The sequence below is a fragment of the Anatilimnocola aquadivae genome (genome assembly GCF_049819085.1).
Taxonomy (GTDB): domain Bacteria; phylum Planctomycetota; class Planctomycetia; order Pirellulales; family Pirellulaceae; genus Anatilimnocola.
This window is the reverse complement of record NZ_CP187419.1, coordinates 4,520,349-4,543,743: the sequence shown is the minus strand read 5'-3', so window position 1 is coordinate 4,543,743 and position 23,395 is coordinate 4,520,349. Positions and strand designations below refer to the sequence as shown.

Here is a 23,395-nt window from a genome sequence, read left to right as displayed (position 1 = left end):
AAATAGACCTATGAGCTTGAATCGTCGAAACTTCCTGCGTGGTGCCGGCGTCGCGCTCGCCTTGCCGTGGCTCGAATCGTTGGCCGTTGCCAACGCGACTGCGAGCGTCACGCCGAAGCGCTTCCTGAGTGTCTATCATCCGGATGGTGTCGGTCTGCCGCTCAAGTCGGATCCGGCGTGGAGCGATTGGAGCTGGTTCCCACGCGGCGGCGAGAAGGATTTCGAGCTGACGAAGGTTCTCGACGTGCTTGAGCCGCTGCGCAGTGAAATCACCATTTACTCCGGGCTGTCGCACCCGGCTGCACGCAAAGTGCATGGCCATTCCAACGCCGATCAGTACCTGACCGGCGCGGATATCGGCGGCGATGGTCCTTACAAGAACTCCATTTCCTTGGACCAAGCCATTGCCGAACATGCGGGTGAATTCACCCGGCACGCATCGCTCGTGATGTCGACCAACGGCGGCATCGGTGGTCCCCGCGGCGCACAGACGCAGTCGTACAACAAAGAAGGCCGCCCGATTCCGGCCATGAACAAGCCGAAGCAGATTTTCGACACGCTGTTTGTGACCAGCGGCAAGGACGCCCACGCCCGACTGGCCCGCAGCAAGAGTGCCCTGGACCTGCTCATCACGAATACAAAGTCGCTCGAAAAGTCCCTTTCCAAACAGGACCAACAAACGCTCAAGCAGTATCTGGATGCCGTGCGCGATACCGAACTCAAGCTGGCGAAAGCACAGAAGTGGATCGATACGCCGATTCCGGTGATCGACACCAGCAGGCTCCATTTGGAAGCTACCCCCGAGGAAGCCCGGCTCTACTTTCAGACGATGTATGAGCTGATTTATCTCGCTTTCCTCAGCGATTCCACGCGTGTCGCGACCTTCCAACTCGGACGAGAGAACGGCGAAGGGCCGCACGATCTGTTATCCAAAGCGGTCGGATTGAACGGCGCTCACGGGCTGACACATGCCGTCAAGGAACCGGGTGGCTGGAAGAATCTTGGCACCTACAATCGCTATCAGGCCGAAGAGTTCGGCCGCTTTGTACAGCGGCTGAAGGAGACGCCCGAACCGACTGGCAACGGCAACATGCTGGACAACACGTTCGCGATGCATGGTTCCGCGTCGAGCAGTTTCCACCTGTCGCGCAACTACCCGATCATCTCCGCCGGCGGAAAAAACCTGGGCTTCACCAACGGCCGGTATCTCAAGTTTGGCAAAGGGAACGAAGATAACCAGGCAGGCGCGGGGATCGATACCGATGCCGGCTGGCAAAGCGACGCCAAAGTTCAAGAAGAAGCTCTCGCTCTCCTCTTCACCACGCTCTTGCAACGCTTCGGCGTCGAAACCGACTCGTTCGCGGGAGTTACGGGGACGTTGAATCGAGTTTAGGTGTTGTGGCTTGCTGCTCATGCGGTCTGTCGTTGAGCTACGAGTGAATCTCGTTTCATTCTGCCGAGGAGCTTTTGCGGAGATTGGCGGAGAGGCCAATAATCGAACCCGTTATCAGCCCTGTGCCAATCCAAAATGACTTCAACAGAGCGGCATCCCTTGGGCTACCACGCAGCTGATTGTAGGCAGCGGTCTTGCTGGCAAAGTATGCCAGAAACGCTGCGCAGCTCGCACCGGCTATGGTTGTGGACATGAATTGCTCTGCCCTTAACTTCATTGCTAAAAACGCGTGTGTGCCTGCTGAAGATACTGCCCAGAGCTTTGTGGTAACGCGGTCGGCACAGGAAACAAACGGCAACGGAAGCTACACGACGTCAATGACTCGCGGCACGCTCACTTCTTTCCGCCCTTGTTTCGGAATAACCGCCACAGCAGCGGCGGCAACTCCATCATCAGTAGCGGTAAAAGCACGAGAAGCACTAGCGGCCCAAGTGCAAATAATAGCGACCACAATTCCCAGGTGGATGAAAAAAAATAGATTAGCCCAGCAGCGAGAGGGGGTGCTACGCCGAGGCAGATCAAAGCAGTGCGCAAACTAAACTTCATGCCCGCCATATTACCCTCGCACGAGAGGCCCGTCACGGTGATAACGAGCCTAGACGCACGCAGCCCCCCGGCAAACTGTGTGTCCAAAATTCTGGAAGGGAGTTGCCGAAATAGTTGACAAACGATCAGCACGTTGCAAAAATATCGGGACGTTCTCTTCAAATGTGGTGGTTGAAGTGGTTGCCCGCGCAGCGCGGTTGAGTTGCGTCATGCGCGCGAGGTTTGTTCGGTGGAAGCCGAAGTTGCAGTGACCTGTCATCTCGACGGAGCGAGATGACTACGAGGGGGCCGGTTGTTGGACAAAAAGGATGAGTGCGAAAAGTTGCCTGCGAGTCGCAAGAGACAAGGCTGTCGCCACTTCCGGCGAATTTCAGGAATGAGTGCCTGTCCAACAACCCCTGCGGGATCTTGGACATTTCGGTGTGCTTGGTGAGCGACAGATTGCCCTCTCACTAAACTTGGGGGTGTTCACAAACCTGGCAGGTCTTTGAACAGGATTGTGCGTATTTCCCGAGGATTATTGCAGGTTGTGCTCGCCAAGCCGGTCGGTTTGTGAACACGAAAAATCGGGGACTACTAAATTGGCGACCATTGCCGGTACCCGTCAGCTCAGTCGACAAGTGCTATTTGGGTGCGTTGGCTTCCAAGGGGAGAGGGACTTGATCGGGGCCCATGAGATAGGCCAATAGTTGGCGAACCTGGTCGAGTGAGAGGTTCTGCAGCAGACCGTCGGGCATCATGGAAACCGGCGATAGCTTGCGCTCTTCGATCTCATCGGCAGGCACAACGATTTTTTCGTTCACGGTTTGGATGGTGACGGCAGTTTTGGACTCATCGACAACGAGTCCCGTGATGATTCGCCCGCTGGCGGTCGCGATCACCTGCATCTGGTAGTCCTTATTCACGGCCGCGCTGGGGTCGACCAGCGTTTGCAGCAGGTAGTCGAGATTTGTCCGCTGCGAACCGGTGATGTCGGGACCGATCTTGCCGCCCGCATCAAAAAACTTGTGGCAGTTGGCGCACGTCTTCTGAAAGAGGGCTCGACCCGCCGCCCGATCGGCCCGCGCGAGCGATTCGACGGGAATCCGCCGTTTGAAGTTGGCCACCTGTTGCTGCTTGTCGGCTGAGGTCTCGCGCAGTTCTCCCCAGACGGTTTTCACGCGCGAGGTCAGTTCGGCATTATCCAAGCTGAAGAGTTGCCGAGCCGTGTAAGCGGTCACTTCACTCCGGGCAATCTTGCCGGCTTCCATGGCATCGACCAGCTTCATGGCCCAGGGAGCGCGCGAGGCCAAGGTTTGGAGGGCATCTTGCCGGGCAGGGTTCGAAAGTTGACTGTAGCTGGTGAGGATGACGGCTGGGGTCTCTGGGTTTTCGTACTCGGCCAAGCCGCGCAGCGCCGCGGTCGCGACGGCGGGGTCGACTACGAGCTTGATGAGGAGCAAGTCAAGATTCGCGGCCTTCTTGGCTACGAGTGCCTGAATCGAGCGGTTGCGAATCGCGGGTACAAGTTTGATGTCTGCAGCCTGCGATTGCAGGAGCGTGAGAGCGGTAGGGTCGTCGAAGATCAACGCGAGTTGTACCGCTTGCTCCAGCAGGCGATCGTCGCGCCGCTCCTTCAAGCTGACGAATGCCGCGGGCCACGATTCTGGCATGGGCACGCTGCGGCGACCTTCCAGGCCGGTGATGATGCCGGTGAGTAGTTCCCGCTGCACTTCGCCCTTCGTGGTGCCGAGCAACTTCACGGCGGCGGTGAGGCCTTCCTTGGCCTTGGGGATGCCAGCGATTCGCCGGCCAATGTGGCGGGCCACGAGTGGCAACTCGGTAACGCCGGCCAGCGAGACGAATCGTTCCGCGTCGTTGTCGACGAGGGGTTCGATGGCATACCAGTTCATCAGCGGCAGGTTCTCATCGCTGTTGTCTTCCGTGCGTTGCAGCAAAGCTTCGGCGATGGTCCAGCGATCAGCGGCTTTCAAGCGTTGCAGGCAGCTGGCCAGGTACAAACGAACGTAAGGCGATGTGTCGTGGGCGGCGAGCATCGCAAATCGATCGAGGGCCGCAGCAGGGGGCTCGCGATCTTCGCACAACAGCCGAATGGCCCAGGCGCGGATGTATTCGTTCTCGTGAGTCAGTTGCTCAATCAGCAGGGCGTCGTTCAGCTGACCGATGGCTTGCAGAGCCCACAGAGCCCGCAGTTTCTTGGGCACATCGACTTGCTCGGCAAACATGGTGCGCAATTGGCTGGCCACGTCAGTCATGTCTTGCCCTGCAGCCATCCGCTCCTGCAACAGGCGGCGCGCGTGCTGTACGTGCCAGTCATTTTTGTGTAGCTGCTTCGCGACGAGTTCTTTGTCGCTGAGCGTCGCAAGATCGACCGTATCGCGTTTCGGCTGGCCGTACGAAATCTTGTAGATTCGGCCTGTTTCGCGGCGGGTGTTCTTTACGCTGTGGCACTCCCCCGTATCGGACCAATCGCTGGCGAAGACCGAGCCATCGGGGCCGTAGCGGAGAGTGACGCCCATGTACCAGGCGTCTTTCGAGCGCATCAGGTCGGCGCCATGCGAGGCGGTGTAGCCCGAACCGGAGCGCTTCAGAATGTCGTTGTTGATTCGCTTGCCGTGAATGTTGTTGGTGAAGAGCGTGTTGCGGTACTTGTCGGGCCAGTTGTCGCCGAGATAAACCATGGTCCCGCAGTGGGCGTGACCACCGCCGGCCTTGTCCTCTGCAGCCGAGTTCAGCCCATCGCGCACATTCCAGGCACCGACAAAGTGCAGGTGGTCAGCGATGGTATCGATCCGCTCGTAGGCGAATTGACTCGATTCGCGATTGCGCCACGGTTCGTAATGCGCGCCGTAGATAACGTGAAACAAGTGTGGATTGACGCAGTTGCAAACGAACGCTTCGCCGTAGTCGTTCCAGTCGATGCCCCAGGGGTTGGTCGTGCCGTCGGCGTAAGGTTCCCATTCGTGCGTAACCGGATGATAGCGATAGACGCCGCCGTCGAAGCGAACGCGATCTTGCTTTGCGGTGCCCGGCTTGCCGATGAGCGACCAGTTGGTGCGACCATGGGTGCCGTAGAGCCAGCCATCGGGGCCCCAGGAAAAGCCGTTGGCCAGATTGTGCGAATTGGCATGATTGCCGAAGCCATCAAGGAGCACCTGCGGCTCGCTATCGGGTTTGTCGTCGCCGTTTTTATCGGGAATGAAATAGAAGTACGGCGGCGACATGACCCACGCGCCGCCAAAACCGACTTCGATGCCGGTGACGTAATTCAGCTTGTCGTAAAAGACGGTCCGCTTGTCGAAGGTGCCGTCGTTGTCGCTGTCTGCGAAAATGAGGATTCGGTCGCCACCTTTGGTGCCGTGATGCGGATAGTTGTAAGCCTCGGCAACCCATAATCGGCCGCGATCATCAATGCAGAAGCCCACAGGCTGTTGCACGTCCGGTTCGCCAGCGAACAGGGTGACTTGAAAGCCGTCAGGGACGATCATCGTCCGCGCTGCTTCGAGCGGCGACAGCGGTTCGTCGACTTCGGGCTCCGCGGGTTGTTTTGCGGCAGCAGGGGGAGGTGCCGGGGTTTGCGTGCGCGCATCACTGCCCGTTACTGCCCAAACCGCAAGCGACGTTAACAGGACGAAAACGGATAGTCGTAACCAAGCCCGCTGCTTGCTGTGCCGCTGCTGTGAATCGTCTGACATACCAGTTTACGCCTTGGACAAGCCCTTGAATCAATGAGCCTGAATAATCGCTGACGGAATTGCTCGTGGCAAGGCACGAGCGTTGCAGATAGGCGGAAGAGTCATATCACTGGCATTTACACGAACCGATTACAGGCGCTCGCTCATGACCGCATCCGCTCAAAAAACCGTTCACAACAACAACGCCACCGGCGAAGAGTCGCACGGAGATATCGAAAAGCTGGCTGAACTCATCAGCGACATTCGCGTGGCCATGCTGACGACGTTCCCTCGCGGCGGCAAACCTCATGCTCGGCCGATGTACACGCAAAAGCTCGATGCCAAAGATTTCGACGGCACGCTCTGGTTTATGACCGACGCCGAATCGGTGAAGGTCGCGGAGCTGGAGGCGAATCCGGACGTGCTCATCACCTATGCCGCTCCCAGCAAGAACCGCTACGTTGTCGTGACTGGTACCGCGCGTAGCGAACGAAATCCCGAGAAGGCACACGAGTTGTGGAACATTCATGCCAAAGGTTGGTACCCAGCCGGGCCCGATGATCCGAATCTGGCGCTGCTCCGCGTTCACGTCGGTTCCGCAGAATTCTGGGATGGCCCCAGCAATACTTCTTACATGCTGAACCTGCTGAAAGCGGTCGTCACCGGCACCCGCATCGATACGACGGGCAAGCACGGCACGCTGGGGTAATGTTGACCAAACCTGGTTTTGACCTTGCAGGCACTTTTGAGATAGAATTCAAATTGGTGCTTCGTCCAAAGTTTTCCAGCGTTTGTGGCTGAGACATGATCCAGGTCAATTTATCACCGGAACGAGAGGCGGTTCTCGAGGAAGCTGCCGCAGCGACAGGTACGGATGTTTCGGAATTCATCTGGCAGGCCGTTCAATCCAGAATAGCTGAACGAAATGCAGGGCTACTGCCCGCAGAGCAGCGATCTCAGGAGCAACGAAAGAGAGAGTATCGCGCATTCATCGCGCAGCAGACGTCGCACAATCCAAACTTCGACGATAGCCGAGATAGCATCTACGACTAATGCGAGTCTTGCTCGATACCAACATTCTGCTTCGTCTGACAGAGACCGGTCATCAACAGCACCAACTGGCTGACAAGGCAGTCGAAATGCTTTTGGAGCTAGGCGAAGAGTTGGTCGTCGTACCACAGATCTTCTACGAGTACTGGGCTGTGGTGACTCGTCCAGTGGCCCAAAACGGAATCGGGCTATCGGTCGCACAAGCCAACTCAAATATTCAATCGTTTCAGCATATGTTTCGGTTTCTTCGCGATGAACGAACCGTTTTCGAATTCTGGTACCCGCTCGTTACTGCATTAGACGTCAAAGGCAAACAAGCCCACGATGCTCGCCTGGCAGCGGCCATGCAGCGCCATTCGGTAACCCACTTGCTCACCTTCAACGGTGCCGACTTCAAGCGATTTCCGTTTGTGCAAGTGATCGAGCCAAGCTCTCTGTTACTCAATCCTCCTGCGAGCTAACGGGCTCTCCCTCCTTGGCTTCTCATCACGACCAGCCAATAATTGCGGACTCTATGTCCCTCTCGATTGTTCTGGAGAAGCTGTGATGAAAAGCTTGCTTTATGCGTTGGTGTGCTTGGCCTTGAGCGCTGGTTTTGTTTCGGCGGCGGAACCGCAGCTGGCGCACATGGTGTTTTTTACGCTCGCTAGCGATACGCCCGAGAATCAGCAAAAGCTGATCGACGGCTGCGAGAAGTATTTGTCGGGCCACGACGGTGCGGTGTATTTCTCCGTGGGCGCCCTCGCCAAGGATCTCGATCGCGAAGTGAACGACAAGGGCTTTCAGGTGGCCCTGCACATCGTGTTCGAGAACAAGGCCGCATACGAAAAGTATGCGCCTCACCCTCGCCATAACAAGTTCATCGAAGAGAACAAGGCTCTGTGGAGCAAGGTGCGCGTCTTCGATTCGTATGTGACGACCAAAGCTGCCGAGTAAGCAAGAGGACTCGTTCCTTTGGAATTTGTGACGGTCGCACATCGTGTTTGTGCGGCCGTTCGCATTTCTTGTCCCTCACCTCTGAGCTAGCCCGATCATTGCTACGTGCGCGGCCGCCACTGACGGACGACAAAACCCCTCCCTTTCTGAGCCGGAGTATCCGCGATTCTCTTTCCCTAGGCCTGAGCCGGAAGCGCCAGCGTAGGGACGCGCGAGGTACTCTCAGGCCGCGTAGAATACGTCAGGAGGCGATGCATGCCAAAGAAAACTCAGCCAGCGGTCGAAGTCTTTACCGAACAGGTCGAAGTTTCGGGCCATATCATCGATAGCCTGATTTTGCCCAAGATCCTTGATTGCATCACCGCGGCCGGCGGTGCATTCAAAATCGAGCGGATCACCGTGGGTCAGGCGCGCAAGGACCCCAGCTATGCGCTGCTAGAGGTGAGTGCCCCGAGTGATGAGCGGCTACAAGCCATCCTCGCGGTCATTGCCGATCATGGTGCCGTTACGGTCTCGGGTGCCGATTGTCGGCTGGTCGCTGCGGATATGGGCGGCGTCTTTCCGGAAGGCTTTTATAGCAGCACGAATCAACGGACCGAAGTTCGGCTGGCGGGACAGTGGGTCGAAGTCGATCTGCAAGAAATGGACTGTGGCGTGGTCGTTGACCCCACAGCCAACACCGCTGCTTGCCGCGCGATGACGGAAGTGAAGAAGGGTGAAATGTACGTTGTCGGTCATGCCGGTACACGCGTGCATCCGCCCGAACGTCAGCAGACGCAGCATGGCTTTGAGTTCATGAACAGCCCGGTATCGACGGAGAAGCCCAAGGGAGTGGCGATTCGGCAAGTTGCAATCGAACTCGTCCGCACCAAGCAAGCAGGTGGCAAGTCGTTGCTGGTTGGTGGTCCGGCGATTGTGCATACCGGTAGTGTCGAGCATGTGTGCGAACTCATTCGCCGGGGCTACATTCACCGCCTGTTTGCCGGCAATGCGCTCGCCACGCACGATATCGAACAGTCGCTGTTTGGCACCAGCTTGGGCGTGCGACTCGATTGCGGCGACATTGTCGAAGCAGGGCACGAGCATCATCTGCGGGCCATCAATCGCATTCGTCGCTGGGGTGGCATCAAGCCGGCGGTAGAGAAGGGCGAGCTGAAAAGCGGCATTATGTATGAATGCGTCAAGCACGACGTACCGTACTTGCTCGCCGGCAGCATTCGCGACGACGGCCCGCTGACCGATGTCGTGACCGATGCGCTCCAAGCGCAACGCATCATGCGCGAGCAAGTGCGCGATGTCTCGTTCTGCTTGATGGTTGCCACGACGTTGCACTCGATCGCGGTCGGCAATTTGCTGCCCGCCTGGGTCAAAGTGGTGTGCGTCGACATTAATCCGTCGACAGTCATCAAGTTGGGCGACCGCGGTTCATTTCAAACGGTGGGCCTGGTTACCGATGTCGAACCGTTCTTTCGCTCGCTTGTCGCGGAAGTCGACCGCTTGGAGAAGACAGCCTGACTATGAAACGCGTCGAACACATTCTCGAAACGTGCCTGTGTGTCGAAGACCTGCACAAGGCTCGCAAGTTCTACACCGAAGTCCTCGGGCTGGTTGTCGCTGCTGAGCAGAACGAGCGGCACATCTTCTTTCGCGTCGGCAATCGCATGCTCCTGCTGTTCGATCCCCAAGAAAGCAGCAAGCCGCTCGGGGCGATTCCCGCGCATGGCACTCATGGCTCGGGGCACGTTTGCTTTGGCGTGCGCGAGGACGAACTCGATGCCTGGCACGACCAACTTACCCGAGCAGGCGTGGCCATTGAGAGCATTTATCACTGGCCCCAAGGTGGCCGCTCGATCTACTTTCGCGATCCCTCGGGCAACAGCCTGGAATTCAGCACGCCGAAGATCTGGGGAATTGAGGAGTCTTCGCTAGGGTGACCAGCCCTAGCGGCGGGGGGATTAGCGGTTTTGCGGTCGATTTGCCGTCGCTTCGCGCTTTCCTGCGACTGCGGGGAAGGCTATCATGAACGCTCCCACCTCTCCTGCCATCGTTCGACGATCCCGCCTTCTGTGAGCAGAGCCCGCCTATGCGTTCTGGTTGCTTGTCCGCCTTGCTGATGCTTCCCTTGCTGACTTCTGCAGCGTGGTCGCAAGAAAAATCGGACCTTTCGAAGGATCTGTTCGGCTACGTCGCCCAAAACTGCCTGAAGTGTCACGGCGAAAAGGAAGCCAAGGCCGATGTGGCTCTGCACTCGTTCAAGGACGAGTTGTCGATCATCAAGGGGCGCAAGGTTTGGGAGAGTGTGGTCGATATGGTCGAGGCGGGGGAGATGCCGCCGAAGGACAAGCCCCAGCCAATGGCGAGTGAGACCACGGCGTTTCTCACAGCCGTGAAAGGTGTCTTCCTCAAGGCCGATCAGAACGCCAAGCCCGATCCGGGCCGAGTGACCGTTCGCCGGCTGAATCGCACCGAATACAACAACACGATTCGCGATCTGGTCGGCGTTGATTTCAATCCGGCTGAGGATTTCCCTTCGGACGACGTTGGTCACGGCTTCGACAACATCGGCGACGTGCTCACGCTTTCGCCCGTGCTCATGGAACGCTATCTGGCCGCCGCCGAGGGAATCATGCAGCGGGCGATTGTGGTCGATCCGCCGAAGTCGCCCAGCCGTTGGCAAGGTGGTCAGTACTTGGAACCAGCGGGCGGTAACGTACCGAAGCAAAAATGGCGGCCTATCAGCGCGAAGGACGAAACTCCGCAGTTCACGGGCCCGCTCCACACTCCCTATCAAAATCTGCCGCCCGGCGAGTATCAATTTCGCGTTCGTGCCTATGCCACGACCGAGGGCCAAGCGCCGGTGAAGGTGGTCTTCATGGCTACAGGGAAAGATTTGCCCGAAGCCGATGCACCGGAAATTGGCGAGAAGATCGTCGGCGGCGTGAAGGCCTTTCGCTCATTCAAGATTTTGAAGGAATTCACCGTCGAAGCTCGCGAGGACAAGAAGGCTCAGAACCTGGAAATCGATTTCACCCTGCCGGAAGGGATGGAGCGAATGTCGGTGGGCCTGCTAAAAACTGCCGAAGGCGAACCACTGCAGACCTTGCACGTCGAGAACTTCGCGCTCACCGGCCCGAAGGATATGCGTCCGGCGACGCAGTTGAAATTGCTGAAGTGCACGCCCGATAAGCCGCAGGCCGAACAGACGCGCGAAGTTCTCTCGCGATTTGCCTCGCGGGCCTATCGTCGCCCGGCCACACCGGTTGAAATAGATCGCCTGTGCCAATTGGCCGAAGCGGCCATCTCAAGCGGTGAGAAGTGGGAAGCCGCAATGCAGTTGGCGATGCAAGCAGTGCTCGTCTCGCCCAAGTTCCTGTTTCGCCTGGAACTCGATGACCGGCCCGAAGCGCCGGAGTCGCGCGGACTGGACGAGTTTCAACTTGCCTCGCGCCTGTCGTACTTCGTTTGGAGTTCGATGCCCGACGATGAACTGTTGAAGCTGGCCTGGAAGGGTGAGTTGTCGGCGAATCTAGAGCCGCAGGTTAGGCGGATGCTGAAGGACCCCAAAGCGGTTTCGCTGTACCAGAACTTTGCCGTGCAATGGCTGCAACTGGGCCGACTGCAGATGCACTCGCCCGACAAGGCGCTGTTCAAGGAATTCAACGACAGCCTGCGGCAAGACATGCTCAAAGAGACCGAGCTGTTCTTTCTGGCCGTGGTGCAAGAAGATCGCAGCATTCAAGATTTGATTGCCGCGGACTTCACCTATTTGAACGAACGACTCGGCCAGCATTACGGCATTCTCGATGACCAGGGAACTACCTGGGCCACCCAGAAAAGCCGTCCTCGCCTGCCGAAGCTTCCCCGCGAAGAATTCGTCCGGGTAAAACTGGCCGACGATCAACGGGGCGGCCTGCTCACGATGGCTAGCGTGCTAACAGTGACTTCGAACCCCACACGCACGTCGCCCGTCAAGCGCGGTCGCTGGGTGCTGGAACAGATCCTTGGTACACCGCCGCCGCCTCCGCCGCCGGATGTGCCAGAGTTGAAAGAAGGTGCCGAACTGAAGGGTACGCTCCGCGAACGAATGGCTCAACACATGGCAAACCCGGCCTGTGCGAACTGTCATGCGAAGATGGACCCGATCGGTTTTGCCTTCGAAAATTTTGATGCCGTCGGCAAGTATCGCTGGGAAGATGACAAGCAAAAGATCGATCCCGCGGGGACTTTGCCGGATGGGCAGTCTTTTTCGGGCCCAGGCGAGCTGAAGAAGATCATTCAGAGCAAAAAAGAGTTGTTTGCCCGCAACCTGTCAGAGAAAATGTTGACGTACGGCCTTGGTCGCGGCCTGGAATACTACGACCGTCCCACCGTTCAGAAGATCGTCGCCAGCCTCGCCGCCGACGACTACAAATTCTCCCGCCTGGTCATTGAAATCGCCAAGAGCGAACCGTTTCGCAACCGCCGAGGAAAGGATCCTGCCAAATGACGATCTCCCGCCGAACCGTGCTGCGTGGTCTTGGAGTTTCACTCACGTTGCCCTGGCTCGAAGCCATGGGCTCGGTCTCTTCGTGGGCCGCGGATGCCAACCCGGCAAAGTCGGCCACGGCCCCGGTACGCATGGCCTTTTTGTACGTGCCCAACGGCAAGAACATGGCCGACTGGACACCCACAGCTGAAGGGACCAGTTTCGAGTTGCCGCACATCTTGAAGCCGCTGGAAGAAGTGCGTGGTGATATCAACGTCCTCACCGGTCTCACCGCCGACAAGGCTCGCCCGCATGGTGACGGCGGCGGCGATCACGCCCGCGCGCTGGGCGCTTTCTTGACGGGGGCACAACCACGCAAGACCGACGGTACCGATATCCGCAGCGGCATCTCGGTCGACCAGGTTGCCGCGTCGCGCGTGGGCGATCAAACTCGCTTGGCCTCGCTCGAACTGGGCTGCGAACAAGGCTCGATGGCCGGCAACTGCGACTCGGGCTATAGCTGCGTCTATTCTTCGACCATGGCTTGGCGCTCGGCCACTCAGCCTTTGCCGAAGGAAGTGAATCCCAAGCTGATCTTCGAACGGATGTTCACCACCACGCCCGCCAAGGAGCGCGTCGAGCGAGATCGCAAGCGGAAGAGCGTGCTCGATTTCGTTCGCGAAGATGCGAAAGACCTCAGCGGCAAACTGAGCAATAGCGACGTCCGCAAGCTCGATGAATATTTCTCCGCCGTGCGCGATATCGAACAGCGGATCGAGCGGGCCGCTCACTTGCCCGAAGTGAAGACGCCTGATTTCGCGGCACCTGCTGGCGTCCCCGGTAATTACGAAGAGCACATTCGCCTGATGTGCGACCTGATGGTGCTGGCCTTCCAGACCGACGTCACCCGCATCGCGACGTTTGTGCTCGCCAACGAAGGAAGCAACAAGCCTTACTCGTTCATTGGTGTGAGCGAAGGTCACCATGACCTGTCGCACCACGGCAACGATGCGAAGAAGAAGGAAAAGATTCGTGACATCAATACCTTCCACACTTCGCAGCTTGCTTACCTGCTGAAGAAGCTGAAGTCGATTCCCGAAGGCAACGGCACGCTGCTCGATAACTGCCAGATTGCCTACGGCAGCGGTAACTCGGACGGCAACGCCCACAATCACGATAACCTGCCGATCCTGCTGGCCGGTCGTGGCGGCGGCACCATTCAAACCGGTCGCCATATCAAGTATCAGAACGAAACGCCCCTCAACAACCTCTGGCTCTCGATGCTCGAGCGAATGGACGTTCGCCTGCCGTTCCTCGGCGACAGCACCGGCGCGCTGAAGCAACTGAACGGGTAACGTCCTTTGATCCCATTCGCCCGCGGGACCCGCCGGCCTGCCGCGGGGGTTTAGCGGCTTGCGCACTATTTGTGGCGAGCCTCGCCATTATCGGTAGCTAGTGCACAAGCCAATGAACCACCGCCGCAGGGGCGGTGGCGATTGATGATGGCACGTCTCACACTGCGTGCGAAGTCTGTTTCAGCGAGAGCTTGATTTCTTCGAACAGTAGATCGCCGTCGCTGTTGAGGAACCTGGCGGTGAGCGTTGGATCTTCGACCGTGGAGTCGCAGGTCAGTTTGAGGAACGTGTGCGGCTTGACGGCAGAATGTATCAAGTCCGGATGCGGGTTGTTGAGCTTCGGCAAGATGCGGTCGTGAATCGGCGAGCTGATGAACTGATAGAGCGGGTAGCCGACGGTTTTCTCGGCGTCGTAGCGCAGCACGCGAGTCACGTGAATATCGCCGCCGAAGAGAACGACGCCGTTGATCTTTTCCTGGCGAATAAAATCGAAGATTGCGCGGCGCTCGTGAGCGTAAGTTTCCCAGTGATCCTTTTCGCCGTTCGTCTTGGCGTCCCAGATGATGCCCGTGAGCAGCACTTTCCACGGCGAGGTCGATGCCTTTAAACTGCCCAGTAGCCAGTCGAACTGCGCCTTGCCGAGTAATGTTGGCTTCTTCTCATCGACCGGCGATGGCCCCGTGTTCGCAAACCAGCGTGCATCGATCAAAAAGACTTCGACGGGACCGAAGCGAAACTTGGTGAAGATGCCGACGCCATTTTCGCCGAAGTTGGCATTCGCGCGATACTCCTTAAAGGCTTGCAGCGCGTTCTCTTTACCTTTCAGACGACCATCGGCATCGTTCTTGCCGAAATCGTGATCGTCCCACGTGCCCCACACCGGCAGCGACTTGGCGATGCCTTGAAACTCGGGCACGGCGCTGAAGGCGCGATATCGCTGGCGTTGTTTCGTCAGGTCGGTGCTGTCGATGTAAGGCGTATCGCCGCAGAGAACGAGACCGTCGACTTTCTCGGCGAGGATCCGCCGCCAAACACCGCGCGAGCCTTCGTCTTCGGTTGCGCACGAGCCCAAAACGAGGCTGACCTTGCTGGGAACCGCGGGACTGGGCGCCGTGTGAAAGTGCCCCTCGATCTCACCGCCGGTGCCTAATAGCCGATAGCGATACTTGGTTGCAGGCTGCAAATCGGCGAAAGACCAATGCCCGGTGAAGTCGGCCCGCTCCGTGAACCGGGCGACCGAAGTCACGGGCTGGCTGCCGTCTCCTACGGTCCGCAGTTCCAACGTGTATTCACCACCACTGGCGATTCTCGCCCAGAAGTGGGCGGTGGTATCGTCGACGTGCCCCAGCAGCGGGCCCATGACTTCCTCTGCCGGTACCGCAGCCGAGGTAACCTCAGCTGCCGATGACACTGCGAGCGCGGCGCTGGAACCAATCACAAAGTTGCGACGCGACAAAGGCTGCGACATGGGAAGCTCGCGGGAGTGGGCCGGTGAAAGGATGATTCACAAAGCAACAGTTTACCCAGGCTCAGGATGCGCAAAATGAAGGAGCAGAGAAATGTCTTAACGCCGGGCAATTGCCGAAAGCGATAACCTTGAGCGCAAAAAAAAGGCTCACGGCGAGTTAATCGCAATGAGCCTGAGGTTTGTCTGAGTCAGATATTGCAAAAGCCAATGAACCCCCGCCGCAGGGGCGGGGGCGAGACAGGCTCTTGTTACTTGGCGTGCTTGATTGCTGCTTGGGCAGCAGCCAGGCGAGCGATTGGCACGCGGAACGGCGAGCAGCTGACGTAGTTCAGCCCGGCGCGATGGCAGAAGTCGACCGAAGCCGGATCGCCACCATGTTCGCCGCAGATGCCAACCTTCAGGTCCTTGTTGGTCTTGCGACCCTTCTGCACACCCATCTCGACCAGTTGGCCGACGCCCGATTGATCGAGCGTTTGGAACGGATCGGCGGTGAGCAGATCCTTCCGCAGGTAGTCTGGCAAGAAGCTATTGATGTCGTCGCGGCTGAAGCCGAACGTCATCTGCGTCAGGTCGTTCGTGCCAAAGCTGAAGAACTGAGCATGCTCGGCGATCTCGTCGGCGGTGAGAGCAGCGCGAGGAATTTCGATCATCGTGCCAATCAGCACGTCGAGCGAACCCTTGAACTTCTTCTCGGCGATGACTTCGTCGATCGTCTTTTGCGTCAAGTCCTTCAGGTACTTCAGTTCGACCGCGGTGCCGACGAGCGGAATCATGATTTCCGGCTTGGCATCGATCTTCTTGCTCTTGCAGATGATGGCCGCTTCGATGATGGCGCGAACTTGCATCTCGAGGATTTCGGGATACGTCACGCTCAGGCGGCAACCACGGTGACCGAGCATCGGGTTCGATTCATGCAACTGAGCGACGCGGGCTTTAATCACGGCGGGCTTGAGCCCCATTTGCTTGCCGAGTTCTTCCTGCGTCTTGGCGTCGTGCGGGAGGAATTCGTGCAACGGCGGATCGAGCAGACGAACCGTGACCGGCAAGCCCTTCATCGCGGTGAAGATGCCGATGAAGTCTTCGCGTTGGAAGGGGAGCAGCTTGGCGAGGGCCGTCTTGCGCGCGTCGACTTCCGTGGCGAGGATCATTTCGCGCATCGCGGCGATACGATCTTCACCAAAGAACATGTGCTCGGTACGGCACAGGCCGATACCTTCGGCACCGAAGTCACGAGCACGCTGCGAATCTTCGGGCGAATCTGCATTCGTGCGAATGCCGAGCGTGCGGTACTTGTCGGCCCACTTCATCACCGTGGCGAAGTCGCCACCCAGCTTGGGTTCCATCGTGGGCATGGCACCGGCGAAGACTTCGCCGGTGGTGCCATTGATGGTGATGATGTCGTTACCACTATAGGTCTTACCCTTAATGGTCATCTTCTTGGCCTTCTCGTCGATGGTCATTTCGCCAGCGCCCACGACGCAGCAACGACCCCAACCACGAGCCACAACTGCCGCGTGGCTGGTCATACCACCGGTGCTGGTCAAAATACCTGCGGCCGAGTGCATACCGGCAACGTCTTCGGGGCTGGTTTCTTTACGGCACAGAATCACGCGTTCGCCACTGGCGGCCCGTTCCACGGCTTCTTCGGCGGTGAAGGTCAGCTTGCCCACGGCAGCGCCCGGTGAGGCAGGCAGGCCGATGGTGAGGACCAGCTTCTTCTCGCGAGCGTCTTCCAGAGCCTTGGTATCCAAGCTCGGAAGCAACAGTTGCGACAAGTCACCGGCGGGAATGCGGCGAATGGCCTTCTTCTCGTCGATCAGCTTTTCCTTGACCATGTCCACGGCCATCTTCACAGCGGCAGTGCCGGTCCGCTTGCCGTTGCGGGTTTGCAGCATGAACAGAGTTCCCTTCTCAATGGTGAACTCGATGTCTTGCATGTCGGTGTAGTGCTCTTCGAGAATGTCCTTGATCTCGAGAAGTTGCTTGTGGATCGCCTTGTTCCACTTGGGCATTTCGGCCACAGGCTGCGGCGTGCGAATGCCGGCGACCACGTCTTCGCCCTGGGCGTTGACGAGGAACTCGCCGAAGAATTCGTTCTTGCCGGTGTTCGGGTCGCGGGTGAAAGCGACACCGGTGCCGCTATCGTCACCCATGTTGCCGTACACCATCGATTGGACGTTGACGGCCGTGCCGAGCAGACCGCGAATGTTTTCGACTTCGCGATAGGTGACTGCCTTGGCACCCATCCAGCTCTTGAACACGGCTTCGACTGCTGCTTCCAGCTGAGTGTAAGGATCTTGCGGGAAGTCCTTGCCCGTGTACTTGCGGAAGATTTCTTTGTAGGCAGCACAGAGTTCGATCAGACCTTCGGCAGGCACATCGGTATCGGCCTTGACCTTGTACTTGGCCTTGATCTTGCCGAAAGCATGATCGAAATGCTCATGATCGACGCCCATCACCACATCGCCAAACATGTCGATGAGTCGACGGTAGGCATCGTAAGCAAATCGCTCGTTGCCAGTGGCATTCGCCAGGCCGGCGGTCGAAACGTCGTTCAAGCCGAGGTTGAGAATGGTATTCATCATGCCCGGCATCGACATCGCGGCGCCAGAGCGAACCGAAACGAGGAGCGGGCTCTTGTCGTCGCCGAACTTCTTGCCGAGTTCCTTCTCGAGCATGGCGACGTTCTTGCGAACTTCGTCCATCAAGCCGGCAGGCATCTTCTTGCCCGACTTGTAATAGAGGTCGCAAACTTCGGTGGTGATGGTGAAACCGGGAGGCACCGGCAGGCCGATGCTGGTCATTTCAGCCAGATTGAGTCCCTTGCCACCCAGCAGTTCCTTGCTCAGGCCTTTGCCTTCGGTTTTGGTCTTGCTGAAGTAATACGTCATCTTGCCGTTGGACGGCTTGCCGGCGGGACGAGTCTTGGCCATGAAATTCTTCTCACAAAATTGAAATAACCACGAAACCGACCACCGCGACGCAAATTCCTGGCTTCAACTGAAGCCCGGCGGCAGTCCGCTGGCCTTTTTTCCAGCACTTACAGAGTGAAAGCCTCAAAATCGGCTAAAACTCCCTGGAAATGAAGCGAAAAATTTACCAACGGCGGCATTCACCGTCAATGAAGGGGTACCCGGGCAAAGTAGGGAGTTTTGGTTGCCAAACGAGGTCCAGCGGCAGCCTCACGCGCCGGCCATTTCGCGGTAACATGAGAGATTGTTGTCTCTCTCGCCTACATTCCCGTCGCCTGTCATGTCGTCGATTATTAACATTGCTGCCTACAAGTTTGCTCCGTTGGCGGAGTTGAAGCCGCTGCGTGAAGAGCTGCTGCGGCAATGCAAAGCGTGGAACCTGAAGGGGACGATCCTGCTGAGCACCGAGGGGATCAACCTGTTCGTGGCTGGCGAGCGCGAGAACGTCGAGCAACTGCTGACCGTACTACGCAGCATTCCTGGGCTGGAAAACCTGGCAGTGAAGGTCAGCGAGAGCGATCGCCAGCCCTTCACGCGGATGCTGGTGCGCATCAAGCAGGAGATCATCGCGTTTGGTGTGCCGGGTATTGATCCCGCGCGATCGCCTTCGCCCAAGCTCTCGCCGCGCGAGCTGAAGCAATGGCTCGATGAAGGGCGACCGGTCACGCTCCTCGACACCCGCAACGAGTACGAAGTGAAACTCGGCACGTTCAAGCAGGCTTTAAACATCGGCATCGATCACTTTCGAGAGTTTCCTGCCGCCGTTGATCGCCTGCCGAGCGAACTGAAGCAGCAACCCATCGTCATGTTCTGCACGGGCGGCATCCGCTGCGAAAAAGCCGGCCCGTTCATGCAGCGAGAAGGGTTTGAGCAGGTCTATCAGCTGGAAGGTGGCATTCTCAAGTACTTCGAGGATGTCGGCGGCGATCATTACTCGGGCGAGTGCTTTGTGTTCGATCAACGCGTGGGGCTCGACCCCAACTTGAGCGAGACGCAGAGCGACCAGTGTTATGCCTGCCTTACCCCACTGACCGAAGACGATCTAAAGGATCCTCGCTTTCAAAAGGCGATCTCCTGCCCGTACTGCTTTGCCACCGACGAAGAGCAACAAGCTCGCACGCTGATCAAACGGCGCGAGCAATTGCGACAGGCAACGAACCCGCTTCCCGGCAGTGCTCCCTACGACAACCAGCGCCCCCTGATCGTTCCCGCCACCTGCGATGGCCTGAGTGTGCTCGATTTTTTGAGCACCATTTTGAAACACGTGCCGCGTGAAGAGTGGATGGCCATTTGCGCCGCGAACCGGATTCTCACTCGCACCGAAGTGCCCGTTTCAGCCGAGCACATTGTGCGCGCTGGTGAACGCTACCTGCACTTGATTCCCGCGACGCGCGAGCCGGAAGTCAACGTCGCGATTGAGATTGTGCACGAAGACGAAGCGATTGTCGTGGTGAACAAGCCCGCGCCGTTGCCGGTCCATCCCAGTGGGCGCTTCAATCGCAACACGCTGCAATCGATTCTGCACACGGTTTACTCGCCTCAAGTGCCGCGACCGGCTCATCGCCTCGATGCCAATACCAGCGGCATCGTGGTGTTTGCTCGCACGCGACATTTTGCCGGTTTGCTGCAGCCTCAGTTTGAACGGGGCGAGGTGCAGAAGGCGTATCTCGCCCGCGTCCAAGGCCATCCGCCGCAAGATGCGTTTCGTTGTGACTTGCCCATCAGTGATTCTGCTGGTGACTTGGGCTCGCGCACCGTGGACGAAACCGCTGGCCTTCCCGCGACGACAGAGTTTCGCGTGCTGCAGCGTTTCGACGATGGCACCAGCCTGCTCGAAGCCCGGCCCGTCACCGGCCGGACGAATCAAATTCGCGTTCACCTTTGGCAACTAGGCTGGCCCATCTGTGGCGAGCAGACCTACTTGCCGGGCAAGCAACTGGGGGACACCCAAACCCACGAGACCGGCGATCCGCCACTCTGCTTGCACTCGGCAAGCCTGACCTTTGTCCATCCGCTGAGTCGCAAGCGAACCGAGTTTTGCGCCGCTCCACCAGCCTGGGCAGCGGGCTCCTAAGGGGCAGCGAATTACTTCGCGAATTCTGGCCGCTCGCTCGCTTTTTTCAAGGCAGGTTGCGGCTTGGCTTTGGCAGCAGCCACATCGGCTTGAAGTAGTTCGACGGCTTTGGCAAGTTGAATATCTTCGCCGCGCGGCAGCTGACCCGGTTCGGGCCACACGACAACGTCGGGCACGGCGCCATTCAGTTCCAGGTCTTCGCCGGTGTTGGCCAAGTACCAACCTCGCCCCGGGGTGCGGATCAGGCCGATGTCCATGATTCGCGTCGCGCCGGTGCTGATGACGCCGCCCGCCGTTGGTACGCCGACAAGTTTGCCGCGCCCCAGCGTCTTGATCGCGTGGGCGAAGATCTCGGCATTGCTAAAGCTGTTTTGATTGCACAGCACGATGATCGGCTTGTTCCAAGTGGCGTAGACCTTGCGATCTTGTGGATAACCAACGCCCCCTTGCCGCCCGAGCGTTACCGCGTGCACCGGTTGAGTAAGAGCAGTCAGCAAGTGATCGGCGATGGAGCCGCCGCCGTTCTCGCGAACATCGATCACCAGCCCCTCTTTCCCCGCACCGGCAAAGTAGAGGTCTTCGTCGAACTTCGTAAAGTTCGAGTTGCTCATTGCCTGAATATGCAGGTAGCCAAGCTTGCCTTGTGATAACTCTTCCACCTTTTGGCGATTCTGCTTAATCCACTCTTCATACATGCGATTGAGCGCGGCCGAAGGAGCAGGGCGGACGGCGACTTTCCGTTCGTCACCTTTCGCATCTTTCACGGTCAAGATGACTTCGCGATCTGCTTTGCCGTTGAGAACCTGCGTAAGATCGTAGGCGGGGTCGACAGTTACGCCATCGATGGCGAGCACAATTTCGCCGGCTTGCACCAGCGAGCCCTTTTTGGCGGTCGGGCCTCCCGGGATGACGTGCTTCACCTTCAGGCCGGGGCCTTTGTAATCGTGTTCGAAGCGTAAGCCCAGATGCACGGTCACGGGACGCCACTCGCTGGGCGGGCGTGGTGCGGCTGGTGTCGGTGGTTCTGGATCGGGTTCGCCCCAGAGTGACAGCGGATCGAAGGTCGCATCGTGCAGGCGATCTTCCAGTTGCCATTCGTCACCGAAGCCCTCGTTAGGTTGACCAGCCGAAATGGGAGTAAAGCCCATGTGCGAACCGTTGAGTTCCCCAAGCATCAGGCTGACAACGGTGGCCAGCTGTCGTTCGTCGACTGATGCAGCCGCAGCATCGGCATACTTGCGGCGGATCTCGTCCCAGTTGCGGTTGCCCAAGCGCGCGTCGTAATAGCGGTCGCGCATCACGCGCCAGCATTGATCAAAGCCAGCGCGATACCGCTCCGCTCGGCTGGTCTGTTGTTGGGCAGTAAAGCTGTAGGTGCTCGTCTTGCCGCCGGGCACGTTGCTCGTCGGCACGCCCGCTTGCAGCCACACGATTTGATTTCCTTCGGCCAGCCAACGCGCGTTGCTGCCTGTGCCCGTGAGTAGCGACGTCGGTTTGAGGTTCTCGGGAAATTCGATGGTGTACAGACCGCGTTTCCCTTCCACAGATCCCGAGAAGGCGAGCTTTTTGGAGTCAGGCGACCAAAGCAAGTTCGTCTCGGCCGAATCGGGAATCGAAATGCGACGGATGCGATCGTGCAGTCCATCCCAGTCGATGGCGACGGGTTGCACAGGCTTCTCCGCAGGCGGCGTCACCGTCGGCGAAGGAGTACCGCTCGGGCGCGAGCCGCTGCGGCGCGCCTTTGTCATTTTCTCAACCGCTGCTTCCAGCTTGCGATCGCGGGCTGCTTGTTCGAAGTCGGTTGCCCGCAAGTAGGCGACGTGAATATCAAACTCATCCTCCTGATGCCGACCACTGAACGCAATCAGCTTGCCGTCGGGAGACCACACCGGCGAATGATCGACGTCTGGATGGCGAGAAAGATTGACCGCTGGCTGCGAGGCATCGAGCGGGGCGATCCACACGTCGGAGTTGTAGTCGTCATCGATGGTCGCGTAACAAAGCCACTTGCTGTCGGGCGACCAATCGTAGCCGTACGAATCGCGGAGTTTGAAGCGTTCCTTCGCCTCACCCGTGGGGGTGATGGTCCACAGGTCATTGTCGCGGAGAAAGGCGAGTTGCGCGCCATTGGGGCTCCAGAGCAACTGGCTTTCGACCTGAGCATCGTCGGTCATCCGCTGCAGATTGAACTTGGCGTTCTGCCACCAGAATTTTGCCTTGTCGCCGCGTTCGGCTTTCCACAGATCGGTCTTACCATCGGCGTCGCTCACAAACCAGAGCGCATCACCGGCCGGCGAAAAGGCCAGATCCCGTTCCTCCGCTGGCGTGTTCGTCACTTGCTGCGGTTCGCGCAGTTCCGTATCCATCACCCACACGTCGCCGCCGGCAATGAACGCCACTTCGAGCCCGTCTTTGGTCGTGGCAATGTCAGTAGCGGCACTGAACGCGCGGCGCAACTCGGGTGGCGTTGAAAGATCAGCAGAGCAGCGAATGTCGATTTTCACTGGCGCGGAACCACCCGGCTCGTAGCGATAAAAATCAAACAGCCGGCGAAAGACGATTTGCTTACCGTTGCGCGAAAGCGCGGGGAACACGACGCCGTCGTCATCAAAGCTCGTCAATTGCTTGGTTGCTTTCGATTCGAAGGTGTACTCGCACAGATTATTCGTGCCATCCTCAGCTCCCACGAAGTAGAATCCCGAGCCATCGGGTTTCCACAGCGGCCAGCGAGAACTGCGGCTGTTGTGAATGAGCTTGGTGAACTTTTTTTCATCGAGGTCATAGAGCCAAATCTGCGAAGCTTGAGAACCGTAATAGCCCTTGCGCCACCAGGCTTCCCCTTCACGAGTGAAGAGGAGCCGCTTGCCGTCGGGCGAAAGTTGCGGGTCGGCACCATAGTCGTCGAACAGCAGACGCTCTTGGACCCGCCCCTCGCGCGGGACGACAAAAATTCGCTCGGGCCGGCGCCAATAGTGGTCGCGCTGGGCCGTCGTGATCAGTCCGGTGCCATCGGGAAACCAGCCTTGCAACAGGTGACCGCCGGTGTGATGCGTCACTTGGCGCGAGGTGCCGCCCCCTGCAGGCATCAGGTACACATGCTGGCTCCCTTGCCGGCCGCTGACGAAGGCCAGCTCCTCGCCGTTCGGCGAAAACTCAGGGGCCAGGTCAAGGCCCGAGTCGGTCGTCAACCGCTGAGCTGTGCCGCCGGTAACGGGCACTTTCCACAGATCGCCGCGCCAACTGAAGGCCAGCGTCTGACCATCGGGCGACAATGCGGGATCGGTGGCCAGGCGGATGTCTTCATCCGCGCGTGCCAGTGCCACGAAGGCTGTGACCAATAGTAAGAGAGCAAATAGCGACCGCGAACCCTGCAGCCTGCGCATGACCATGACCCTGGCAGAA

The 23,395-nt window shown here is 58.5% G+C and carries 14 protein-coding genes; 10 read left to right on the top strand and 4 right to left on the bottom strand.

Annotated features, from left to right (window positions below; all coding sequences use genetic code 11):
* Positions 1 to 10: 10 nt before the first annotated feature.
* Positions 11 to 1,393 (top strand): DUF1552 domain-containing protein, encoded by a 1,383-nt coding sequence (locus NA78x_RS17960; RefSeq protein ID WP_425613751.1) that lies wholly within the window; start codon positions 11 to 13, stop codon positions 1,391 to 1,393.
* 1,229 nt (positions 1,394 to 2,622) lie between these two features.
* Here NA78x_RS17960 and NA78x_RS17955 read toward each other — a convergent pair.
* Complete coding sequence (locus NA78x_RS17955; RefSeq protein ID WP_425613750.1) at positions 2,623 to 5,694, bottom strand: PVC-type heme-binding CxxCH protein; 3,072 nt, start codon at positions 5,692 to 5,694, stop codon at positions 2,623 to 2,625.
* A 145-nt stretch (positions 5,695 to 5,839) separates the two neighbouring features.
* Between NA78x_RS17955 and NA78x_RS17950 the strand changes: the two genes are divergently transcribed.
* The 8 genes from NA78x_RS17950 (at position 5,840) to NA78x_RS17915 (ending at position 13,479) form a co-directional block, all read left to right on the top strand.
* The gene (locus NA78x_RS17950) at positions 5,840 to 6,382 is read left to right on the top strand and encodes a pyridoxamine 5'-phosphate oxidase family protein (RefSeq protein ID WP_425613749.1); all 543 of its coding nucleotides are present in this window, start codon (positions 5,840 to 5,842) and stop codon (positions 6,380 to 6,382) included.
* A gap of 95 nt (positions 6,383 to 6,477) precedes the next feature.
* Positions 6,478 to 6,726 (top strand): DUF1778 domain-containing protein, encoded by a 249-nt coding sequence (locus tag NA78x_RS17945; RefSeq protein WP_425613748.1) that lies wholly within the window; start codon positions 6,478 to 6,480, stop codon positions 6,724 to 6,726.
* Positions 6,726 to 7,184, top strand: coding sequence for a type II toxin-antitoxin system VapC family toxin (locus tag NA78x_RS17940; RefSeq protein ID WP_425613747.1), 459 nt, complete (start codon positions 6,726 to 6,728; stop codon positions 7,182 to 7,184). The genes NA78x_RS17945 and NA78x_RS17940 overlap by 1 nt, the downstream gene beginning before the upstream one ends.
* Before the next feature lie 85 nt (positions 7,185 to 7,269).
* Positions 7,270 to 7,659 (top strand): Dabb family protein, encoded by a 390-nt coding sequence (locus NA78x_RS17935; RefSeq protein ID WP_425613746.1) that lies wholly within the window; start codon positions 7,270 to 7,272, stop codon positions 7,657 to 7,659.
* 255 nt (positions 7,660 to 7,914) lie between these two features.
* On the top strand, positions 7,915 to 9,174 hold the full coding sequence (locus tag NA78x_RS17930) for a TIGR00300 family protein (protein ID WP_425613745.1): 1,260 nt from the start codon (positions 7,915 to 7,917) through the stop codon (positions 9,172 to 9,174).
* A gap of 2 nt (positions 9,175 to 9,176) precedes the next feature.
* Complete coding sequence (locus NA78x_RS17925; RefSeq protein WP_425613744.1) at positions 9,177 to 9,593, top strand: VOC family protein; 417 nt, start codon at positions 9,177 to 9,179, stop codon at positions 9,591 to 9,593.
* 149 nt (positions 9,594 to 9,742) lie between these two features.
* Complete coding sequence (locus NA78x_RS17920) at positions 9,743 to 12,145, top strand: DUF1592 domain-containing protein (RefSeq protein ID WP_425613743.1); 2,403 nt, start codon at positions 9,743 to 9,745, stop codon at positions 12,143 to 12,145.
* Complete coding sequence (locus NA78x_RS17915) at positions 12,142 to 13,479, top strand: DUF1552 domain-containing protein (protein ID WP_425613742.1); 1,338 nt, start codon at positions 12,142 to 12,144, stop codon at positions 13,477 to 13,479. Before NA78x_RS17920 ends, NA78x_RS17915 begins: the two co-directional genes overlap by 4 nt.
* Positions 13,480 to 13,636: 157 nt before the next feature.
* Here NA78x_RS17915 and NA78x_RS17910 read toward each other — a convergent pair whose 3' ends face one another.
* Both NA78x_RS17910 and ppdK read right to left on the bottom strand, forming a co-directional pair.
* Entirely contained in the window at positions 13,637 to 14,947 is a 1,311-nt protein-coding gene (locus tag NA78x_RS17910; RefSeq protein WP_425613741.1) for an alkaline phosphatase D family protein, read from the bottom strand.
* A gap of 248 nt (positions 14,948 to 15,195) precedes the next feature.
* Entirely contained in the window at positions 15,196 to 17,880 is a 2,685-nt protein-coding gene (gene ppdK, locus NA78x_RS17905) for a pyruvate, phosphate dikinase (RefSeq protein ID WP_425613740.1), read from the bottom strand.
* 319 nt (positions 17,881 to 18,199) lie between these two features.
* Between ppdK and NA78x_RS17900 the strand changes: the two genes are divergently transcribed.
* A complete protein-coding gene (locus NA78x_RS17900; protein WP_425613739.1) occupies positions 18,200 to 19,993 on the top strand; it encodes a sulfurtransferase in 1,794 nt (597 codons plus the stop codon).
* Positions 19,994 to 20,004: 11 nt separating this feature from the next.
* Here the strand turns inward: NA78x_RS17900 and NA78x_RS17895 are convergent, their stop codons facing one another.
* On the bottom strand, positions 20,005 to 23,376 hold the full coding sequence (locus tag NA78x_RS17895; protein WP_425613738.1) for a S41 family peptidase: 3,372 nt from the start codon (positions 23,374 to 23,376) through the stop codon (positions 20,005 to 20,007).
* Positions 23,377 to 23,395 lie beyond the last annotated feature (19 nt).

Excerpts from the sequence above, each read along its gene's own strand:
- NA78x_RS17935 (WP_425613746.1), top strand. The coding sequence starts at position 7,270 with ATGAAAAGCTTGCTTTATGCGTTGGTGTGCTTGGCCTTGAGCGCTGGT.
- NA78x_RS17940 (WP_425613747.1), top strand. The coding sequence starts at position 6,726 with ATGCGAGTCTTGCTCGATACCAACATTCTGCTTCGTCTGACAGAGACC.
- NA78x_RS17900 (WP_425613739.1), top strand. The coding sequence starts at position 18,200 with ATGTCGTCGATTATTAACATTGCTGCCTACAAGTTTGCTCCGTTGGCG.
- NA78x_RS17945 (WP_425613748.1), top strand. The coding sequence starts at position 6,478 with ATGATCCAGGTCAATTTATCACCGGAACGAGAGGCGGTTCTCGAGGAA.
- NA78x_RS17925 (WP_425613744.1), top strand. The coding sequence starts at position 9,177 with ATGAAACGCGTCGAACACATTCTCGAAACGTGCCTGTGTGTCGAAGAC.
- NA78x_RS17950 (WP_425613749.1), top strand. The coding sequence starts at position 5,840 with ATGACCGCATCCGCTCAAAAAACCGTTCACAACAACAACGCCACCGGC.
- ppdK (WP_425613740.1), bottom strand. The coding sequence starts at position 17,880 with ATGGCCAAGACTCGTCCCGCCGGCAAGCCGTCCAACGGCAAGATGACG.
- NA78x_RS17910 (WP_425613741.1), bottom strand. The coding sequence starts at position 14,947 with ATGTCGCAGCCTTTGTCGCGTCGCAACTTTGTGATTGGTTCCAGCGCC.
- NA78x_RS17955 (WP_425613750.1), bottom strand. The coding sequence starts at position 5,694 with ATGTCAGACGATTCACAGCAGCGGCACAGCAAGCAGCGGGCTTGGTTA.
- NA78x_RS17895 (WP_425613738.1), bottom strand. The coding sequence starts at position 23,376 with ATGCGCAGGCTGCAGGGTTCGCGGTCGCTATTTGCTCTCTTACTATTG.
- NA78x_RS17930 (WP_425613745.1), top strand. The coding sequence starts at position 7,915 with ATGCCAAAGAAAACTCAGCCAGCGGTCGAAGTCTTTACCGAACAGGTC.
- NA78x_RS17960 (WP_425613751.1), top strand. The coding sequence starts at position 11 with ATGAGCTTGAATCGTCGAAACTTCCTGCGTGGTGCCGGCGTCGCGCTC.
- NA78x_RS17915 (WP_425613742.1), top strand. The coding sequence starts at position 12,142 with ATGACGATCTCCCGCCGAACCGTGCTGCGTGGTCTTGGAGTTTCACTC.
- NA78x_RS17920 (WP_425613743.1), top strand. The coding sequence starts at position 9,743 with ATGCGTTCTGGTTGCTTGTCCGCCTTGCTGATGCTTCCCTTGCTGACT.